General features: G+C 60.8%; 19 protein-coding genes. 3 read left to right on the top strand and 16 right to left on the bottom strand.

Going from position 1 to position 18851, the window contains the following annotated elements; all coding sequences use genetic code 11:
• Nucleotides 1-78: 78 nt before the first annotated feature.
• From ACEWPM_RS14620 to ACEWPM_RS14630, 3 genes are read right to left on the bottom strand one after another with little or no spacing between them, the layout of a single operon-like run.
• A complete protein-coding gene (locus tag ACEWPM_RS14620; RefSeq protein WP_393963034.1) occupies nucleotides 79-2547 on the bottom strand; it encodes a GcvT family protein in 2469 nt (822 codons plus the stop codon).
• Between the two features lie 10 nt (nucleotides 2548-2557).
• Nucleotides 2558-3733: a mandelate racemase/muconate lactonizing enzyme family protein gene (locus tag ACEWPM_RS14625; RefSeq protein WP_393963035.1), complete on the bottom strand. Its 1176-nt coding sequence runs from the start codon at nucleotides 3731-3733 to the stop codon at nucleotides 2558-2560.
• Nucleotides 3720-5240, bottom strand: coding sequence for a trimethylamine methyltransferase family protein (locus ACEWPM_RS14630; protein ID WP_393963036.1), 1521 nt, complete (start codon nucleotides 5238-5240; stop codon nucleotides 3720-3722). The genes ACEWPM_RS14625 and ACEWPM_RS14630 overlap by 14 nt, the downstream gene beginning before the upstream one ends.
• A 94-nt stretch (nucleotides 5241-5334) precedes the next feature.
• On the opposite strand from ACEWPM_RS14630, the gene ACEWPM_RS14635 reads away from it, so the two are divergent.
• The gene (locus tag ACEWPM_RS14635) at nucleotides 5335-6243 is read left to right on the top strand and encodes a LysR substrate-binding domain-containing protein (RefSeq protein WP_393963037.1); all 909 of its coding nucleotides are present in this window, start codon (nucleotides 5335-5337) and stop codon (nucleotides 6241-6243) included.
• Between the two features lie 370 nt (nucleotides 6244-6613).
• Here ACEWPM_RS14635 and ACEWPM_RS14640 read toward each other — a convergent pair whose 3' ends face one another.
• The 4 genes from ACEWPM_RS14640 to ACEWPM_RS14655 all read right to left on the bottom strand — a co-directional run bounded on the left by ACEWPM_RS14640 (nucleotide 6614) and on the right by ACEWPM_RS14655 (nucleotide 9918).
• Nucleotides 6614-7513, bottom strand: a complete 900-nt coding sequence (locus ACEWPM_RS14640; RefSeq protein ID WP_393963038.1) for a substrate-binding domain-containing protein — start codon at nucleotides 7511-7513, stop codon at nucleotides 6614-6616.
• A gap of 115 nt (nucleotides 7514-7628) precedes the next feature.
• Complete coding sequence (locus tag ACEWPM_RS14645) at nucleotides 7629-8441, bottom strand: ABC transporter substrate-binding protein (RefSeq protein WP_393963074.1); 813 nt, start codon at nucleotides 8439-8441, stop codon at nucleotides 7629-7631.
• 30 nt (nucleotides 8442-8471) lie between these two features.
• Nucleotides 8472-9227, bottom strand: a complete 756-nt coding sequence (locus ACEWPM_RS14650) for an ATP-binding cassette domain-containing protein (RefSeq protein ID WP_393963039.1) — start codon at nucleotides 9225-9227, stop codon at nucleotides 8472-8474.
• A complete protein-coding gene (locus ACEWPM_RS14655) occupies nucleotides 9220-9918 on the bottom strand; it encodes an ABC transporter permease (RefSeq protein WP_393963040.1) in 699 nt (232 codons plus the stop codon). The genes ACEWPM_RS14650 and ACEWPM_RS14655 overlap by 8 nt, the downstream gene beginning before the upstream one ends.
• A 136-nt stretch (nucleotides 9919-10054) precedes the next feature.
• Here ACEWPM_RS14655 and tsaA point away from each other — a divergent pair, with 136 nt between their 5' ends.
• The gene (gene tsaA, locus ACEWPM_RS14660; protein ID WP_393963041.1) at nucleotides 10055-10579 is read left to right on the top strand and encodes a tRNA (N6-threonylcarbamoyladenosine(37)-N6)-methyltransferase TrmO; all 525 of its coding nucleotides are present in this window, start codon (nucleotides 10055-10057) and stop codon (nucleotides 10577-10579) included.
• Between the two features lie 96 nt (nucleotides 10580-10675).
• On the opposite strand, the gene ACEWPM_RS14665 is transcribed toward tsaA, so the two are convergent.
• From ACEWPM_RS14665 to ACEWPM_RS14705, 9 genes are all read right to left on the bottom strand, one after another.
• Nucleotides 10676-10855 carry a hypothetical protein gene (locus tag ACEWPM_RS14665; RefSeq protein ID WP_393963042.1) on the bottom strand — a complete coding sequence of 60 codons (180 nt, stop codon included), beginning with the start codon at nucleotides 10853-10855 and terminating at the stop codon, nucleotides 10676-10678.
• Nucleotides 10856-10947: 92 nt separating this feature from the next.
• The gene (locus tag ACEWPM_RS14670; RefSeq protein ID WP_393963043.1) at nucleotides 10948-11205 is read right to left on the bottom strand and encodes a hypothetical protein; all 258 of its coding nucleotides are present in this window, start codon (nucleotides 11203-11205) and stop codon (nucleotides 10948-10950) included.
• 337 nt (nucleotides 11206-11542) lie between these two features.
• Nucleotides 11543-11698 (bottom strand): hypothetical protein, encoded by a 156-nt coding sequence (locus ACEWPM_RS14675; protein WP_393963044.1) that lies wholly within the window; start codon nucleotides 11696-11698, stop codon nucleotides 11543-11545.
• 285 nt (nucleotides 11699-11983) lie between these two features.
• Complete coding sequence (locus ACEWPM_RS14680) at nucleotides 11984-13003, bottom strand: GlxA family transcriptional regulator (protein WP_393963045.1); 1020 nt, start codon at nucleotides 13001-13003, stop codon at nucleotides 11984-11986.
• Nucleotides 12984-14078 carry an ABC transporter ATP-binding protein gene (locus ACEWPM_RS14685; protein ID WP_393963046.1) on the bottom strand — a complete coding sequence of 365 codons (1095 nt, stop codon included), beginning with the start codon at nucleotides 14076-14078 and terminating at the stop codon, nucleotides 12984-12986. The genes ACEWPM_RS14680 and ACEWPM_RS14685 overlap by 20 nt, the downstream gene beginning before the upstream one ends.
• 15 nt (nucleotides 14079-14093) lie before the next feature.
• Complete coding sequence (locus ACEWPM_RS14690) at nucleotides 14094-14891, bottom strand: ABC transporter permease (protein ID WP_393963047.1); 798 nt, start codon at nucleotides 14889-14891, stop codon at nucleotides 14094-14096.
• Nucleotides 14891-15736 (bottom strand): ABC transporter permease, encoded by an 846-nt coding sequence (locus tag ACEWPM_RS14695; protein ID WP_393963048.1) that lies wholly within the window; start codon nucleotides 15734-15736, stop codon nucleotides 14891-14893. Before ACEWPM_RS14695 ends, ACEWPM_RS14690 begins: the two co-directional genes overlap by 1 nt.
• Nucleotides 15737-15811: 75 nt before the next feature.
• Nucleotides 15812-16930: a polyamine ABC transporter substrate-binding protein gene (locus tag ACEWPM_RS14700; RefSeq protein ID WP_393963049.1), complete on the bottom strand. Its 1119-nt coding sequence runs from the start codon at nucleotides 16928-16930 to the stop codon at nucleotides 15812-15814.
• A 59-nt stretch (nucleotides 16931-16989) separates the two neighbouring features.
• Nucleotides 16990-17793, bottom strand: coding sequence for a creatininase (locus ACEWPM_RS14705; RefSeq protein WP_393963050.1), 804 nt, complete (start codon nucleotides 17791-17793; stop codon nucleotides 16990-16992).
• A gap of 101 nt (nucleotides 17794-17894) precedes the next feature.
• Here ACEWPM_RS14705 and ACEWPM_RS14710 point away from each other — a divergent pair, with 101 nt between their 5' ends.
• The gene (locus ACEWPM_RS14710; RefSeq protein ID WP_393963051.1) at nucleotides 17895-18794 is read left to right on the top strand and encodes a LysR substrate-binding domain-containing protein; all 900 of its coding nucleotides are present in this window, start codon (nucleotides 17895-17897) and stop codon (nucleotides 18792-18794) included.
• The last annotated feature ends 57 nt before the right edge of the window (nucleotides 18795-18851 follow it).

Genomic DNA, 18851 nt, shown 5'->3' on the forward strand with positions numbered 1-18851 from the left:
ATGATCGATCCGGTCATCTTGGCGAATCTTTCAGGCCCCACCGCCGCAAGTGGGTGAGAAGGCGATGCACCGATTTCCTCAGGTGCGCATCCGCGCCCCTTCGGGGTCGTAAAGCGGCTGGCCCAGCACTTCGGCATCGTAGAATGCGCCAAGGATTTCTACCTGCAGCGCCGTGCCGGGCGCCGCGTTTTCGGCCGAGACGTAGCCCATGGCGATGGACTTGCCCGTGCGGTGCCCGAACCCGCCGGACGAGACATAGCCGACGGCCTCGCCATCCTTCAGGATCGCCTCGTCATTGCTGACATCGATGCCGTCCACGTCGATGGTCATCGTGACCAATCGCTGCTGCGGCCCCGCGTCCTGTATGGCCTTTGTCGCCTGCTTGCCGACAAAGTCACGCCGCCAGTCGATGAAGCTGTCCATGCCCGACGCCACCGCATCGAAATCGGGGCGGAATTCCAGCGTCCACGCGCCCCAGCCCTTTTCCAGCCGCATCGACATGAGTGCCCGCGCGCCATACCAGCGATAGCCCAGATCAGCGCCCGCCTCCTCGATTGCCGTGGCCAGTCGCAGCAAATATTGCGGCTTGCAGTAGATTTCATATCCCAATTCACCGGAAAAACTGATGCGGTTCAGGATCACCGGTACGTCGCCGACAACTGTCTGGCGCAGATCGCGGAACTTGAACGCCTCGGCCGAGACATCCTCGCGCGTAAGGCGCGACAGCAACTCGCGCGAGCGCGGACCCGAGAGCGCGACGCCGTGCCAGTCGTCGCTCACGTTGCGGTAGCTGACATCCTCCGGCAGATCCGCCTCGAACCATCGCCGGTGCGCCTCCTGCATGGCGCCCGAGCCGAAGAGCATGAAATGCCCCTCATCGAGGCAGGCAACGGTCAGATCGCCATAGAGCTTGCCCTTGGGTGTCAGCATGGGCGTCAGGGTCAGCCGGCCCGGCTTTGGGATGTATCCGGCCAACGTCCGCTCCAGATAGGCGCGCGCGCCAGCTCCCCTGAATTCGTGCTTGGCGAAATTGGCGATCTCGATGCCGCCGACGGCCTCCTGCACTGCCTTGACCTCGCGCGCGACATAGTCGTGCGAGCGGTTGCGCTCGAACGTAGGCGTCTCATGCGCATCGTCGGGACCATCGGCGAACCACAATGCGTGCTCCAGCCCGAAACCTTGGCCCATCCGCGCGCCCCTGGCGATCAGGCGGTCATGGAGCGCGGTGGTTTTCTGCATCCGGCCCTTTGGCAGCGTCTCGTTCGGGAAGGTCATCACGAAGCGGCGCTCGTAATTCTCGGTCGATTTGATGGTGCCCCAGTCCGGTGTGGCAAACTCGCCAAAGCGCGCCACGTCCATCGCCCAGACATCGATCGACGGCTCGCCGTCGATCATCCACTCGGCCATGGTCAGGCCCACGCCGCCGCCCTGGCAGAAGCCGGCCATGACACCGACTGCGACCCAGTAATTCTTCATGCCCGGCACCGGGCCGATCATCGGGTTGCCATCGGGGCCAAAGGTGAATGGGCCGTTGATCATGTCCTTGATGCCGGCCTCGCCGATGGCGGGGATGCGCTCGAACGACATCTCCAGCCGGTCGGCGATGCGGTCAAGGTCGGGCTGCAAAAGCTCATGACCGAAATCCCAGGGGGTGCCGCCCACCTTCCACGGTGTGCCCTTCGGCTCGTAAGTGCCCAGAAGCATACCCTGCCGCTCCTGCCGGAAATAGATGTTGGCCTCGTAATCGATGCCCGCGGGCAGGCGTCCGGCCTCGCCCATGCTCTCCATCCGCTCGGCGATGAGGGGGATCTTGTCGGTGATGAGGTAGTGATGCTCCATCGGCTGCACGGGCAGGTTCAGCCCGCCCATCCGGCCCAGCTCGCGCGCCCAGAGGCCGCCGCAATTGACGACCTGCTCGGCGTTGATCTGGCCCTTGGGCGTGGTCAGATCCCACGATCCATCGGCACGCTGTGCCATCGCCGTCACCCCGCAATGGGTGAAATACTGCGCGCCATGGACGCGGGCGGCCTTGGCAAAGGCATAGGTCGCACCCGAGGGGTCGAGATCGCCGTCCTGATCGTCCCAGAGGGCGGCGTGATAATGCTTGGGGTCGATCAGCGGATGCCGCTCGGCCAGCTCTTTGGGGCTGATGAATTCCTGATTGAGCCCCATATAGCGCGCCTTCGAACGTTCGCGCTTGAGATAATCATACCACTCCTTCGTCGAGGCCGCATAGAACCCGCCGGTGATGTGCAGCCCGACGGAATGGCCCGACAGCTCTTCGATCTCTTTATAAAGATCAATGGTATAGCTTTGCAGGCGCGAGATGTTCGGATCGGACGAGATCGTGTGGATCTGCCCCGCCGCGTGCCAGCTCGACCCGGAGGTCAGCTCGCCGCGTTCCAGCAGCACCGCATCCTTCCAGCCGAATTTCGCCAGATGGAAGAGGATCGAACAGCCGACGACGCCGCCACCGATGACGACGACCTTGGCATGGGACGGCAGCGATTTGCCGGTCGCGGTTTCGTCTTTTTGGATCTCGGGCATGGGGGCCTCCTCAGTTCAGCGGCAATCGGCGGAAACGGCCGGGCATTGCGGGGTCATGGAAATGGTCAAGCGGGCCATTGTCGGCCAGATGCCGGTGCCAATGGTCCAGCGCGCCGCGGTCAAGCGTCACGCCGAGGCCGGGGCCTTCGGGCACCGCGATCACGTTGTTCTTCTGCCGGAACGGGCCGCCCTCGATCACGTCGCCGACCTGCCAGCGAAAGAGCGATTGCGACGGCTCGGTGATCCAGGGCATGGCGGCCGACATGTGCAGATAGGCGGCGGTGGCGATGCCAGCATCGCCCGAATAGCACCAGAAGCCGACATTCATTGCCTCGCAGGCTCCGATAAAACGGACAGTCCGCGCGATGCCGCCCAACACGGCAAAGTTCGTGACGATGTAATCCGGGCAGCCGAGGGCAACGGCGCGGCGAATGTCCGGCATATGCGTCGACATGCGGATCGAGGAATGTTTTCGAAGCTCTGCCATCTCCTCGAACGTCGCGACCGGGTCTTCGTAATTGCGGATGTCGTAGGGCTCGATCTCGCGAAAGATGCGGATCGCGGTGGGCAAGGACCATTGCATGTTGCTGTCCAGCCGCAGCATCGCATCCGGACCGAGAGCCGCGCGGAGCGCCTTGACCGTGTCGATTTCCAGCTTGGGATCGCCAAGGATCAGCTTGCCCTCGAACATCGTCGCGCCATGCGTCTCGCGCATCTGGGCGCAATAGTCGGCGACCGCCTCGGGCGTCATCTCGCCGCCCGCGCGAAAGCCGAAATATTCGGTAAAGGGGATCTCCTTGCGCACCGCGCCGCCGAGAAGCCGATAGAGCGGCTCGTCCGCAACTTTGCCGCGCAGATCCCAGAGGGCGATCTCGATCGCCCCGAAAGCTTTGACAACCGAGCTGTCATCGGTGTTCTGCACGATCTGCCATGGCGGCACACAAAGGCTCTCGCAGGCGGCGATGTCGAGCGGATCCGCGCCGATGAGTCGCTCGCCCATCGCGCGAATATGATGCAGCACGTCGATTGAAGGCGCCTCGCCGAGGCCGACCAGCCCCTGATCCGTCTCGACCTCGATAATGGTCTTTGACGTGCCGGGATAATGCCCGCCGGTCCACCACATCGGCTTTTCCAGCGGGATGTTGATGGGCGTGGCACGCAGGCCGGTGATCTTAATACCACGCATCCGGCAGCGCCTCCTTTCGCTTGGCAACGAAGGTCTCCAGTTCCTCGCGCAAGGCAGGCTCCATCGTCGGCGGCTCGTAGTTGCGCAGCATCTGCCGCCAGCGCCGATTGGCTCTGTCACGCATGTCTAAACTACCGCCTTCCTCCCAGCTTTCGACATTCTCGCTGTCGCTCAGTGCGGGCTCGTAGAACGCATCCTGATAATTGCGCATCGTATGCGCGCAGCCGAGAAAGTGACCGCCCGGCGCAACCTCGCCGTAAGCGTCGCGCGCCATCGCCTCGTCCGAGGTATCAAGCCCTTGGCCCAGTACCTTCTGATAGCTGCCGAGGCGGTCCGCATCCATGATCAGCTTCTCAAAGCCGGTGCAGAGACCGCCCTCAAGCCAGCCCGCGGCATGAAGGACGAAATTTGCGCCCGCCAGCATGGTGGAGTGCATTGAATCCGCGCTTTCATAGGCGGCCTGCGCATCTTCGATCTTGGAAGCGGTGAGCGAGCCGCCGCAGCGCAGCGGCAGGCTGGCCCGGCGGGCAAGCTGGCCGATCGCATAGTTCGACAGGACCGGCTCGGGCATCCCGAAGGTCGGCGCGCCGGATTTCAGCGACATCGACGACAGGAAGTTGCCCAGCACGAAGGGCGCACCGGGGTGCAGAAGCTGGACATAGGCACAGACGATCATCGCCTCGGCCATGGCCTGCGCCACCGACGCGGCGGTCGAGACCGGGCCCATCGCACCCGACAGGATGAACGGCACGACGATCAGGCCCTGACCGCGACCGCAATAGGCCCGTGCTGCCTCGGTCACGACGCGGTCGACAAGTAGCGGCGAGTTGGTGTTCACATTGCCCATTATGACGCAGTTTTCGGCCATCACATCCGCGCCAAAGACGATTTCAGCCATGGCGACGCTGTCCTCGGCGCGGCTCTTTTCGGTAATCGCGCCCAAATGCGGCTTGTCGCTGAGGGTCATGTGGGCCATCAGCATGTCGAGATGCCGCTTGCTCACCGGCTGATCGCACGGCTCGCAGGTGACAAAGCCGCCATGGTGCAGGTTGGGGTGCAGATAGGTCAGCCGCACCAGATCCTCGAAAGCCGCAAGATCGCCATAGCGCCGCCCGCCCTGCAGATCACGCACGAAGGGCGCGCCGTAGATCGGGGCGAAGACCTGATTGTTGCCGCCGATCACCACCGAGCGTTCGGGGTTGCGCGCAAGCTGGGTGAATTCGGACGGCGCCTTGGCGCACAGGGCACGGATCCAGTCCGCGGGCGCGCGCACGATGTCGCCATCAACATTTGCGCCCTCGCGCCTCCACAGCTCGAGCGCCTCGGGATCGTCGCGAAAGGCGATGCCGACATCCTGCAGGATCCAGTCGACCTGCCCCTCAAGTCGCTCGATTTGTTCGGGCGCCAGAAGGTCGAAATGCTGGATGCGGCGCCGGATATACGGCGAAGCCTGACCGCTTGCCGAGGTATCTTCCCTGTTGCGCGAGGCGCGGGTCCGACGTGACATGCAGATTTCTCCCTTCATCCTCTGGGGCAAGGATACCTACGCAGCCCGCTTCTGTGACGCTTGAAAAAAACGATGCTTTGGATAATCTGAAATTATGCAAAACCTCTGGTCCGATTTGTCCTCCCCGCGCCATCTGGTGGTCTTCGAGGCCGCCGCTCGCAGCGGATCCTTCACGCTGGCCGCGCGGGAGTTGAACGTGCAGCAACCCTCGGTGAGCGCGTCGATCAAACAACTCGAGGCCTCCCTCGGCGTGCAGCTCTTCGAGCGCAGTCATCGCAAGATAACACTGACAAATGCTGGAAGCCGTCTGTTTGCCGATGTCACGCGCGCCTTTCAGCAGCTTGCGCAGTCGGCCACGGCGATCCGGCAATTCACCAGCAATGACCATGTAACGCTCAGCGCCTCCTCGGCCTTTAACAATTACTGGCTTCTGCCGCGGCTTGCATCGTTTCAGCGGGGCAATCCCGATATCGACCTGCGCCTGCAATCCACCGACCGTGAGCCGGATCTGAATGTCGAGACGATCAGCCTCGCCGTGCGTCTGGGAGCCGGAGACTGGACGGATTGCGATTGCTGTCTGATCGCCGAGGAAGTGATCTATCCCATCGCGGCGCCGAGGGTCATGGCAGCGGCTGTGAACCTGCGCAACGTGCCAAGCCTTTTGCACCAGCGTCTGATCCATCTCGAAGAACCGATCCGCGAGCGCCCCTCGTGGCAGCAATGGTTCGAGGAATTCGGTGTCTGCGAACGCACGCCGCAAAGCGGCCTGCGTCTGAACGATTATGCGCTCGTTCTGCAGGCAGCGATGGCAGGCGAGGGGTTCGCCTTCGGCTGGCATCATCTTGTCGATCCACTGGTGAAGCAGGGGATGCTCGCGGCATGCCCTGAGTGGACGTGGAGGACAGGCAACGGATTCTATCTCGTCTGGTCGAAGTCTCGCACGCTGACACCCAAAGCAGAGATAGTGCGTGATTGGATCGCATGTGAAACCCAAATCCAGTGAACGATGCACGGCTGAATACGTTAAGCATCAACCTGCGGATTCTCCGTAAATCCGCAGGAGAGGTGGTTTAGGTCACAGCCATCGGGCGATCTCAACTGTCAGGGTTACGATAGGATGGAAAGTGTGAATTTGCCACGGCCGCAAACTGGCAAGTCAGCAGCGACGGAAGCTGACCTCGGCTTGGCGCAACATTCAAACTACCTTCGGCATCGCCTCAACACAGCATTCGCCCCTTGCTGACGGCGCTGACGTCCGAATTGCGACTTCATTCACATGGCTCATGACCCAAGCTGGGGAGTGAGGCCAGAACACCAGATGCCCACCTTGCATGCTGAAAACGGTTGCCCGACTGACAACCCTGGCCTTCGTCCTACGCGTTCCAGGCGACCGTGCCCAAGGCGCTGATCTCGTAGCCGCCATAAGCGTCGGCGCGTGCCTGGAAGGGCTTCGACGCGCAAAAGGCCATCAGGGTCTGAATTGGCGGCTCGAACCAGGCCTTCCTGTCGACGAGCAAAGCGAATTCCTCCTCGAGGATCGGCACGAAGTCGAGACCGAAGCTCCGGGCCACCGCTTCGAGACCGAAGGCCGCGTCGGCTTCGCCGCGGCGCACCGTCTCGACGGCTTCGTCTTCGGTACGCGCCACCTCGGCCATGTCGAGGCCGGACAGGCCCAGGCCCTCGCGCGCGGCCAGGTGTCGGAACAGGGTGTCGGTCCCGGACCCGGCTTGCCGGGGCACGATGCGACGGCCGGCAAGATCGCATATGCCGGCAGGCGCCGGGAGGCCCGGACGGACAACAAGACCCCGTCGCCGGGTCGCAAAGTTTACCAGCACGGCATTTTGACCGGCTGCTGATTTCGAGACTGCGGGAACGTTCCATTTTTCCGAAAGTGCGTCGTGGATATGCAGCCCCGCCGCGACGCCCTCGCCCCGCCGGAACCTCTCGAGCCCGTCGAGCGAGCCGTCATGAAATGTTGCCAGCCCGCAGCGCGACTGTCGGATCGCCCAATCGAGGAGCGGGTCGTGGCTGCCGAGCATGATGGGCGGACGCGCTGCCCTATCGGCCAATGCGTCGCCCGGGCCACCCGACTTGGCACGCTCTATCCAGGCACGGATATCGTCTGCGGGGAACAGCAGCTTTCCGGTCGCGCGAGAACACGGCACCGCGCCCGAGGCAGCAAGATCATAGACCTTGCGCTCTTTCAGGCGCAGCAGTTCAGCCAGTTCCTTGACTGTCAGGTATTCGTGGTCTGGGAGGGCGGTGTCGGTCATGGGACGGCCTCAGAGAATGTCGCGGAACACCGATACCCGCTTTTTCGCATCCGGAACATGCCTTTTCATCCTTCGGACACCGGGGCGGCCCTGGATGGCCGCCCCGGTCTGCCAGTCAGTTCGCCGGTGCGTTGGGGAAAAACAACTGCTGGTCTGCGACCATATAGCCACCAATCGCCTCTTGGCCTTCGCCAGAAATCAACCAGTCAGCAAAGGTTTGGGCCGCCTCGATATTTACGCTGGGGCAGTGGTCGGGGCTGACCGGGATCACGCCATACTGGTTGAACATGTCCTCGTCGCCCTGCACCTGGATTGTGAAGTCCTGCTTGTTGTCGAAGCTGATCCAGGTGGCGCGATCGGTCATGACATATGCGCCCATACCAATGCCCGCATTGAGGGTGGCGCCCATTCCGGACCCGGTTTCGCGATACCAGTCGCCTGACCCCTCGGTCGGTTCGACGCCGGCATCGGACCAGAGCGCGACCTCTTTCTTGTGGGTGCCCGAGTCGTCCCCGCGCGAGGCGAAAAGCGCGCCTTCTTCGGCGATCTTCGACAGCGCCTCCTGTACATCCTCCATGCCGCCGACGCCTGCCGGGTCGGCCTCGGGGCCGACGATGATGAAGTCATTATACATCAGGTCGGTCCGGCTCGTGCCGTAGCCAGCCTCAACGAAGGCCTCTTCGGCGGGCTTTGCGTGAACGAGCAGGACGTCACCGTCGCAATTCTCGGCATTCTTGATGGCCTGGCCCGTGCCCACGGCAACGACGTTGACCCGGATACCGGTCTCTTCCTCGAACATCGGCAGCAGGTAATCGTAGAGGCCGGAATTCGCGGTCGAGGTAGTCGACTGGACGATGATCGACTGGTCCTGCGCCCAGGCGACGCCCGCCAAGAGCGTGGCGATCGTGGCTGCGCCAAGTGTCTTCATCTGCATGTGGTCTCTCCCTTGGTTGGTCTGTCAGACGACGATTTTGCCGTCCAGGTAATCCCGGGCCGCCTGGCTTTGCGGCTCGGGGAAGAAGTCGGCTGCAGGGCTGTGTTCGGCGATGCGGCCCCGTTGCAAGAACAGGACGTCGTCGGCCATGCGCCGCGCCTGTCCCACGTCGTGAGTGACAAATACGATGCGTACACCGCGGTCGCGCGCGTCGCTGACGATAGCCTCGATGGCCAGCACCGAAGCCGGGTCAAGGCTGGCTGTAGGCTCGTCGAGAAACAGCACCTCAGGATCAGTCGCCAGAGCGCGGGCCAGCGCCAGCCGCTGGGCCTCGCCCCCGGACAACAAGCGCGCAGGCTGCGATGCCTTGTGACCAAGGCCGACGTGGTCGAGCAGCACGTCACGGCGGCCCACATCCTTACCGCGGGCCTTCAAAACGAAGTCGATGTTGGCCGCCACCGAGCGGCGCAGCAGCACAGGCTTCTGGAAGACCAGCGCTTGCCGCAACGTCACGGCAGTCGCGGGATGACCACCCCAATCGACCTGGCCTGCGCTTGGCTGCATCAGGCCGTGCAACAGCTTCAGTAGCAGGCTTTTTCCCGAACCATTGGGACCCATGATCATGGTGCAGCCGGTCGAGGTAAGATCGAAACTGACCCCATTCAGGACCGTCGTCTCGCCGAAACGCAGGGCGAGATCGCGCACCGCGAGAGGCAGTATCGCCGCGCTTGGCCTCCGCTGCGCCAAGGCTGGTGCCAGGCTGGTCAGCGCATCAGACATAGGCTTGCCTCGCGGCTGTCATCCGCACCGATTGCACGGCCGCGTTCACGCCAAGCGCTATGGCCAGCAGGATGATGCCAAGCGCCATTGCGAGCGCGAGGTCACCCTTCGACGTCTCCAGCGCGATTGCCGTAGTCATCACCCGCGTCAGATGATCGATGTTGCCGCCCACGATGATCACGGCGCCCACCTCGGCCACCGCGCGGCCAAAGCCGGCCAGTCCCACGGTCAGCAGCGAATATCGTGCATCCCACAGAAGCGCCTGCACGGTTTGCAGCTTCGTCAGGCAAAGTGAGAGGAACTGCTCGGAATATTCGACATGCAGGTCCTCGAGCACTTGCCGCGACAGCGCCGCGATGATGGGCGCAATCAGGATGGTCTGCGCGATGATCATCGCCGTGGGGGTGTAGAGAAGCCCAAGAAAACCCAGCGGCCCCGAGCGTGACAGCTGAAGGTAAACCAGCAGGCCCACCACCACCGGCGGCAGCCCCATCAGCGCGTTCATTACGATCAGCACGGCATTGCGACCCGAAAAGCGCCCGATGGCAACCAATGCGCCGATCGGCAAGCCGATTAGGCATGCCAGCGCCGTAGCTGTCAGGCTTACCCGCAAGGACAACAGCACGATCTCCAGCAGATCGGCATCGCCAGCGAAGACCAACTGAAGGGCAAGGCCGAATGCGTTTTCCATGCTTTGCAGAATCTCCTACAAATGCATATTTTTCAGAACAGATGCACACTAGACCTTTGATTGGTCGCAGATCAAGGCTGGTCAGTGCTGAAAAATTATTCAATATTGGATTGCTTTATGGCTGGACGGATTATTCATGCAAAATAAGACTGCAAAATTTCCTGACATTGGGATGGGTGGCGAGAATCTGCGCCAGAACGAGACGGCTGTTGAGCTCGATCCGCCGTCTGACGCCGTGCTGCGGTTCATCGGCGTGATCCGCACACCTTGGACCCAGCGCAAGGATTGTCCCCGTCAGGGCCGGCATGATGGACCCGAATGCCGGATCGAGCTGGCCCCGGCGTGGCACGCGGCGCTGAAAGGGCTCGAGGATTACGACATGATCGAAGTGCTTTACTGGCTCGACCGCAGTCGTCGCGACTTGACCCTCCAGAGCCCACGCAGCGACGGGAGCACGGTAGGCACGTTCGCCCTGCGTTCGCCAGTGCGGCCAAATCCGATCGGCACCGCGCTCGTCCAGCTGCTGCGGATCGACGCCGGCACGCTCGTGGTGCGCGGGCTCGATTGTCTCGACGGCACCCCTCTGATCGATATCAAGCCCAGCCGCTGTGCCTTCACCCCGAAAGCATCACCCAACCAGGGCGAAGGCCAAACTAACTGAGTTATCGGAGAGCTCTGTTGCACAAATCGCGTGAGGGATTCATCTCGTGAATTCAGCATGGTAGCTGGGTTTCATGCGCAGACCGATACCCCCAAGCTACAAGACCAGGAACTGGTCGGCCTCCTGCAGCGAAGCGAGGCAGCGCGCGACGAAGGCCACATCACGGGCGGTGCTTCCGAGCTGCAGCACGCGGGCCTGCTCGGCGACCTCGCGGCCAAGCCTGATCGCGGTCGCGGCAAGATCGTCGATGTTGGTGGAAAGCTGGGTGGTGTTCATAATCGGATCTCCGGAAATCGGCCCGCCGGGACGGCGAACCTTCCAGACGGCCGAACCTCCGGGGATCCGGCCGTTCGCAACTGCGGTGTCTGCTATGCGGCGTTTCCGAGCGTTAGCTTGCAACCTGCGCGACCGTCCGGTGCATCATTGATCTCAATACTGGTCAACAAGGCCGCAAGGCGATCAGCCAGCAGACAACATTCGATCACAAAGGGCGAGTCTGGCTCGATTTCGGCGAAGCGGGCCGTCTCGATGCGATCGGGGTCGCCGACATCTTGCAGCGTCAGCAGCCTGTGCAGCGCGATCAACTGACGGCGCTGTGCGCCGGTCAGGCGCCGCGCCTCGCGCACCGCTTCGATCAGCAGAAAGACCCTTGCGCTCGCCGCGGCGACACCTAGGGTAACCGCATCAGTTCACGCCCTTGTCGATCTTGTCTTGATCGCGACCCCAGCGACAGCACGATGAACCTGTGACGTGACCTGGCGCTACCTCGTCAAACCATCAGAAAAATTCCATAGAAACGTTTTGGTCTGGCTTGTCCGGGACCCATATCCCGTGGGACAGAGTCGAACCTTCGTTCGCACTCAATCGGCTGAAATATCGACGGAATCGGGCGTTTTCGCCCGATTGACCCTTTTTGCTTGCAAAATAGACATTTCAGCCCGGCCAGTGGCAAATAATTGGTAGTCAGATCATTGTCGCGACCAGCATTACTTGGCCATCGCAAATAGCTAAGTCATTGATTTTACGAGAAGCGGAACTTGGTGCGGCCACCGATTTAGCCATTTTTGAGGCATAAGACGTCCATTGTATCTGTCCGAGCATGATGACGCGCTTGGCCATGCTGCAGTCCTGTTGGCGGGTCAGCGCGGTGCACGGCTGGGCGTGTAATAGAACGACGACCGGGAGATCGACAGCAGCTTGCATTGCCTGCGGATCGACAGATCGGGATTGTCCGGCTCGATCATTTCCCGCCTCACTTGCCGGCCCACGGCTTGAGCTTTCTGGACAAAAAATCATTGGCTACAGCCAACTCCCCAATCTTGGCGTGCAGTTCCTCGACCTGCTCATCGTCAATCTCGGGTTATCGACAACGATCATTACATCGATGCAAGCTAAAGCAGATTTCTATCTCGTATCGTTCGGCGCATGTCCGAAGCGCAGGCGGAAAGACCGGGCAAAGGTGGTCGGAGAAGAAAAGCCGCAGGCCTCCGATATTTCGGTGACGGCCAGATCCGTGTCATGCAAGAGAGCCCTGCCGTGGTCTAGCCTTAGGTTTCGATAATATCTTGACGGGCCTACCTGGAACCGGGCCTTGAAAAGCCGCTCAAGTTGACGCTTGGAAGTACCTACGCGGCGCGCAATTTCCTCAGCGTCGAGAGGAGCTTCCATGAAGTCTCGCATCACTTGGATCGCCCTCATCAGGTGCCGATTTCTCGACCCGAGGAAATGGCTGATTGAGGCCCGCTGGCGGGTTTCGGGAGGTCTCGGTGCCCCGCTCAGACACATGTCGGCGACCATTCCCGCGAATGCCGGCCCATGATCCCGTGTCAGAAAACTCAGCATCATATCAGCGGCTGCCGAGCCACCTCCGCAGGTCACGATCTTTCGATCCTCCTCGAAAAGGGCGGGCGTGACATTTATTTCCGGGTAGATTTCGGAAAAGGCTGGCTGGTTTTCCCAATGCAGCGTGACTTTATGACCATGTAGCAGGCCCGCCCGCGCTAGGCTGAATGCGCCTGTGCAAATCCCTCCACAAATCCCACCGAACCGTGCATGGCGGCGCATACTCGCAAGCGTTTCGGCGCCGGCGTGAGCCGTTGGAACCAGACCGGAGCAAATGAATAATACGGAGGACAGACGTATATCACTCAGTTTGCCATCCACATTCAAAGATATTCCGCACGAGCTTTCGACAGGCTCTCCAGCCTCAGAGTACACCGACCATCGGTAAAGCGGCCTTTGAGCCAGCTGGTTGGCGATGCGCAACGGGTCGATTGCCGCCGCAAAGGCAAGAAACGTGAACCCCGGGACTAACAGGAACACGAATTCCCGTGCCTCCCGAGCGGCGCTAATCTCACAATATGCCGCGCCATTCGGGACGATGGCAGGCCGCTCAATCTTGGGTCTATTCGCCTGGTAGGACATGGCAGCTTTCCGAAGCCCAATGGACGACCAGCTTGCTTCCGGGATGCGATTCGAGCTGGGTCAACTCGTCATGGCTCTTTTGGACCTTCAATTCCTGCCCTGCCTCGGTTTCGAGAAAGACCATCGCTGTCGCACCCACGAACTCCTCGCCCACGACGGTGGCAAGGACACCCTCTTGCCCGCTATCCGCCGGGCTCAGATGCATGTTCTCGGCGCTGACGATGAAGGTCACGGCGTCGCCTTGCCCCTTGCCGTTCAACTCGGCCTCGGAAATGACGGTTGACCCGCCCTCGAAATGGACCTGCCGGCCTGCACTATCCGATGCCGCACCCTCGATGACGCCGTCAAAGATATTTGCCGAGCCCAGGAATTCGGCGACGAAGCGGTTGTGCGGCTCGCGGTAAATCTCGACCGGTGTGCCGATCTGCTCAATCCGGCCACGGCTCATGATCACCACGCGGTCGGCCATGGAAAACGCTTCGGACATCGAATGCGTGACGTAGACGAATGTGATACCCAGATCCTTTTGCAGATTGGACAGCACGGCCTGCATGCGCACTTTCAGATGCGCGTCCAGCGCCGAAAGAGGCTCGTCCAGCAGCAGGATCTTGGGCTCGGTCACCAGGGCGCGGGCAAGTGCGACGCGCTGGCGCTGGCCGCCCGAAAGCTGCGCGATGTTGCGATTGGCGAATTCCGTGATCTGCATTTTTTCCAGCCACTTATCCGCCCGCTCGGCCCGCTCGGCGCGGCCCACGCCGCGCATCTTGAGCGAGAACTCGACATTTTCGCGCACGGTCAGAAACGGGAAGAGCGCCAGGCTTTGCCACACCATCGGCGTGTCGCGGTCCCAGGTCGCCTTGCCGTTGACGCGCTCACCATCGAGATAGATGTTGCCCTGCGTCGGATCCTCGAGCCCGGCCAACATGCGCAGCGTCGTCGTCTTGCCGCAGCCTGACGATCCCATGATCGCCAGAAATTCACCGCGCCCGATTTCGAAATCGACCTTCTCGACGGCGGTGAATTCACCAAACTTCTTGATTACATTGTCGAACTTGACGATTGCTTGCGCGGTCATCGGATTATCCATTTCTCAAGACTTGTCGGAGGGCGGGCTGCGCAGCAGCAATTGCGCAAGGATGATCAGCGTCATCGAGCTGACAAAGGCAAGTGATCCGATGGCATTGATCCGCGGGCTGACCTGCCCCTGGAGAAAGCCGAGGATCTTGACCGGGAGCGTCTCATTCAGGCCCGAGACGAACCAGGCCACCGCGAATTCGTCGAAGGACACGGCCATCGTGATGAAGAGCGCAGCAAAGATGGCGGGCTTGGTAAAGGGGATGATGACGTGGCGCAGGGTGGCCCATTCATTGCCGCCAAGGTTCCAGGATGCCGCCTCCAGATCCGGGTCCATTTGCGACAGACGCAAGCGGATGATGGCCATGGCGAAGGGGCTACACATCACGCCATGCGCGATGATGACCGAGATCGTGCTGCCCGAAAGGTTGATCCGCGACAGGAAGGCCAGCATCGCAAGGCCCATGATGACGACGGGGATCGTCGGCGGTAGAAGAGCCAGAGCGACGTAGAAGGACTTGCCGATGAAGTTGAACCGAAAATCCGTGTAAGCGCCGCCAAAGCCAAGCAGCGTGGCGATCACGGCCACGCAAAGCCCGACGATCAGCGTGTTGAAGAACCCCGCCCAGACCAAGGGATCCTCCCAGATCAGGCGATACCATTCGAGCGAGAATTCCCCCAGCGGCAAGGACGGAAAGCGATCCGAGTTGAGCGAGAAGACAAAGCTGCCCGCAATCGGCGCAAAGATGAAAATCAGAAGGATCGCGATATGCAGCTTGAGCAGCGCGTTTATGATGAGATTATCCTTGCCCATTATTTTCCGCGCTCCTTGTAGGCATAGCTGATGGCGGCGAAGGCGACGCTGAGAAGGGTCACGATCATCATGATCGCCACCACAGCGGCCCGTGGCCATTGCTGCCCGGATTTGGTGATGTCGGTGATCATGATCGACAGTGTGGGCGGGTTGCCCCCGCCGAGGTAAAGCGGGCTCACGAAATCACCGAAGCTGAGAATGAATGCGAAGAGCGCGGCAATGACGAGCCCCACTTTGGCCGATGGCGCGATGACCGCAAAGACCGTGCGCAGGCGCCCGCATCGCAGGTTATGCGCCGCTTCGACCAGGTCGCGATTCACGAAATTCAGACTGAAGGTTTGAAGCAAGACCACAAGCGGCAGGCAAAGGGTGATCATCCCGACCAGCGTGCCAAAGCTGTTGTTCAGCATCGGATAGGGCCCAAGTCCGATTTGCGCCAAGGCGGCGTTGATGATGCCCGCATCAGACAAAAACACCTGAAGCGAATAGACCCGAACCAGATAGCTTGTGAAAAACGGGATGATCAGAACGAAGATCATCCAGCGCTTGGCCCGCTCGGACAGTTTGAACGATATCGCGTAGGAGGCCGGAAAGGCGATGGCGCTGGTCAGCACCGCGCTCGCTGTAGCGAGAAAGAGCGTCTGGGCGTAGGCATCCCAAAAGACGCCGCGCGTCAGGATGCGCTGCCAGTTGCCGAAATTCAAGTCGGGTTGCATTTGGAAATTCCGCACGGTCCAGAAGCTCATGGCCGTGAGGAAGAGAAGCGGCACGAGAAAAAAGGCCAGCTGCCAGATCAGAAGCGGCAAGGACATCACGAGCGAAAAGAGGCTGGGACGGTTGGTCATTTTCAGATCCGCCTGCGAGGATAATGGAGCAACCGGAGCGCAGGGAGACGCGCCCCGATTGCAAGAAAGACGCTATCAGGCGCCTTTGTAATCAGACCAGAAGTCGTTCCAGTCCTCGAGGCTCTGTTGCACCGGCAGCTGCCGGAACTGGATGCGCCCTTCGCGGATCATGTCCATCGCGTTGCGCTCACCAAGAACCATGTTCTGACGCTTTGCTTCGGCGGCATTGGTGTCGTTGAGCACCTGCCAGCCCGCCTTGGACGGAATGATCGCGGGATAGGCCGCCATGGCCGCAGATTTCGCCTGCCCCTCGGGCGAGGTGATGTACTGGATCCACTTGCGCGCCATCTCCTGATTTTGCGAGCCCTTGCCGATCGAGAAGGATTCGGTCCATTGCAACCCGCCCTCTTCGGGAATGACGCTGCGCACCGGGGCGCCGTTGCGCTCCAGCACGCCGGTGATCCAGTCGCCGATCCCTGCGAAGGCCAGCATCTGACCGCTTTCGAGCGACGAGAACGTGCCGCCATAGTCGAAAAAGCCGCCGACCTGGCCGCGCAGACCCATCGTCTTTTCCTGCACCGCATCCCACGCCGCCGCGTCGATATCATAGGGCGAGGCATTGCCAGCATAGAGGCTGATCTGGCCCAGGTTAGGCAGGTGCCAGTCGAAATGCCCCAATTTGCCGGTCACGCGCTCATCAGCATACAGGCCATAGGTCGAGGCTTCCTTCTCGGTGAACGCATCCGTATTGTAGGCGACGCCCAGAAAACCGAAGCGCGTGATGACCGAATAGAGCTTGTCGTCACTCCAATGGCCCGGAAACTTCTGGAACTCCGGGAAGAAGTCGTCGAATGCGTAATCCGCCGGATCAAGCTCTTCGATGTAACCGGCGGCGTTCAGCTGCTGCACATATTCGCCATCCGACAGGATCACGTCATAGGTGCCCGGAGGCGACTGGGCGATGAGGCCCAGCATGTTGTCACCGCCTGTGTAGTATTTCGGCGTGAATTTGACGTTGTTGGCCTCTTCGAACGCGCCGACGACATCGGGCTCGGCATGGCCGTACCATGCCAGCATCGACAGGTTCGTCGTCTGGGCCGCGGCCCGGATCGACAAAAAGGGTGTCGCAAGCGCAGCGGCGCCCGTCATTTTGAGCAGTTTGCGGCGGCTCGGCCGTGTCAGATCATGCGTCATGTCATCAATCTCCGTGTTGGAACAATCTGTGTGCGCCCGGTTGATCCGGACGCTTTTCATCATTGAGCGGCTGCAAGCGCGCCGCCTGGGTCAAATTCGGTCCTCAACGCCTCGACGATCCCGCGCGTGCAAACCTCGAGCAGAATGTCGCCCTTTTCCGCCGTCGCGTCCTTCGGAGATGACAGCGTGCCGCTGGCAGGAGTCCATTCGGGTTTGGGCGGATAGACGTCATAGGGCGGGAATGTCGCTGGCGCATGCTCGACAGCGTCCTGAAGCGACACCAGATCGGGATGGAGGCGCAGCATCAAGGAAGTTTCCAGCACGCCGCCATGTTCGATATCCCAGCCCAGAAACCCGTCCGGATAGAGCCGCTCGATCGATGCCTGGTCGACGAAATCCCAATAGGACAGGACGATGACCTTCACGTCATCAACGCCGCCCCAGCTCAGCTCGCGCAAGGCAAGGTCGATGGCTTCTGTGATAAACCATGAATTCTCGAAATGTCCGTTGACGATACACAGATTGCGCACGCCATGCCGGGCAAATTCCTTGACGACATCCTTGAGGGCGGAAACAAGGCTGGCCCCGTCGAGGCTGGTCGTGCCGGGAAAGAAGTTGCCACCGCCCGATTTTTGGTGCGATTTATAGCCGTAGGTGAAGGGCGGCGCGACCAGCGCACCGGCCTCGGCGGCAGCGCGGCGGGCAAACTCGGTCGGCAGCAGAACATCGACATGCATCGGCATGTGATGGCCATGCTGTTCCATGGACCCCAGAGGAATAAGTATCGGCACGTCCCCGTCCGCCACGCGTGACTGGTAGGCAGGCCAAGGCAGCTCGGCGGCGAAAACGGTATTTCGGTGCATCCAGTCCCTCATCGGCTCGTGAAGTTTATCTTGACCCAACGTTAGACGCCTGCGTTCAATGCAAGAAATTTATTGTAGCAATGCCAGCATAAGGATTACTCATGGCAAGCCGTTTCACGAACCTCCAGACAGACCTTCTGCGCACCTTCGTGACGGTGGTGGATCTGCGGAATTTCACGGCAACGGGCGTCGCTTTGGGGCGCACTCAGCCGGCGATCTCTTTGCAGATCAAGCGTCTCGAAGAGATGACCGAAACCAAGCTGCTGAGCTACAAGGGCAAGAAAATCAAGTTGACGCAGGACGGGCAGACTCTTCTGGGCTACGCGCGCGAGATCCTGCGCCTGAACGACCGCGCGGCAGCAAGCCTGAAGCGCGCCCGCCTCTTGGGCACGCTCAGGATCGGTCTTCCGATCGACTATTCAATCGAATACTTTCAGCACATCATCGCCCAATTCACACAAGCCAATCCGCAGATGCTCATTGATGTGCGGTGCGACCGCAGCCGCGATCTACTGACTGCCCTACATACCGATAACCTCGACATGGTGATCGCTATCACCGACATGATGCCGGCGCCGCACGTCTCGCTTTATTGGGCCGAGCGGCCGGTCTGGGCCTGTGGGCGCGACTATCAGATCGACCCCGACCGCCCCGTCAAGCTGATAGCACATCCGGAGGGGTGCTTTTACCGCAAGCGCATGCTCGACTCGCTGAACATCGAGGGGCGCGAATGGCATATCGCATTCGAAAGCCCCGGCATTTCGGCCCTGCAAAACGCAGTGATCGACGGGATGGGAGTAACCGCGCTGACGAAGAAAACACTGCTGCCGGGTATGCGGATCCTGCACCCGAAAGAAGGCTTTTCGAAATTGGCCAATATCCATGTCGGGCTGTTCTACAAGCACATCAAGATGTCGGATGCTGCGCTGAACTTGATCGAGCAGATCACCATAGGGGTGGATGCGTTTCAAAAGACGACCCGCGCGTCTCTCAGGGTTTAGCAACACCAATTCAGCATTTCCAATTCTTATAATTAGATGATACCTATTAATTTCTGA

The organism is Roseovarius maritimus, assembly GCF_043355895.2.
Lineage (GTDB): Bacteria > Pseudomonadota > Alphaproteobacteria > Rhodobacterales > Rhodobacteraceae > Roseovarius > Roseovarius maritimus.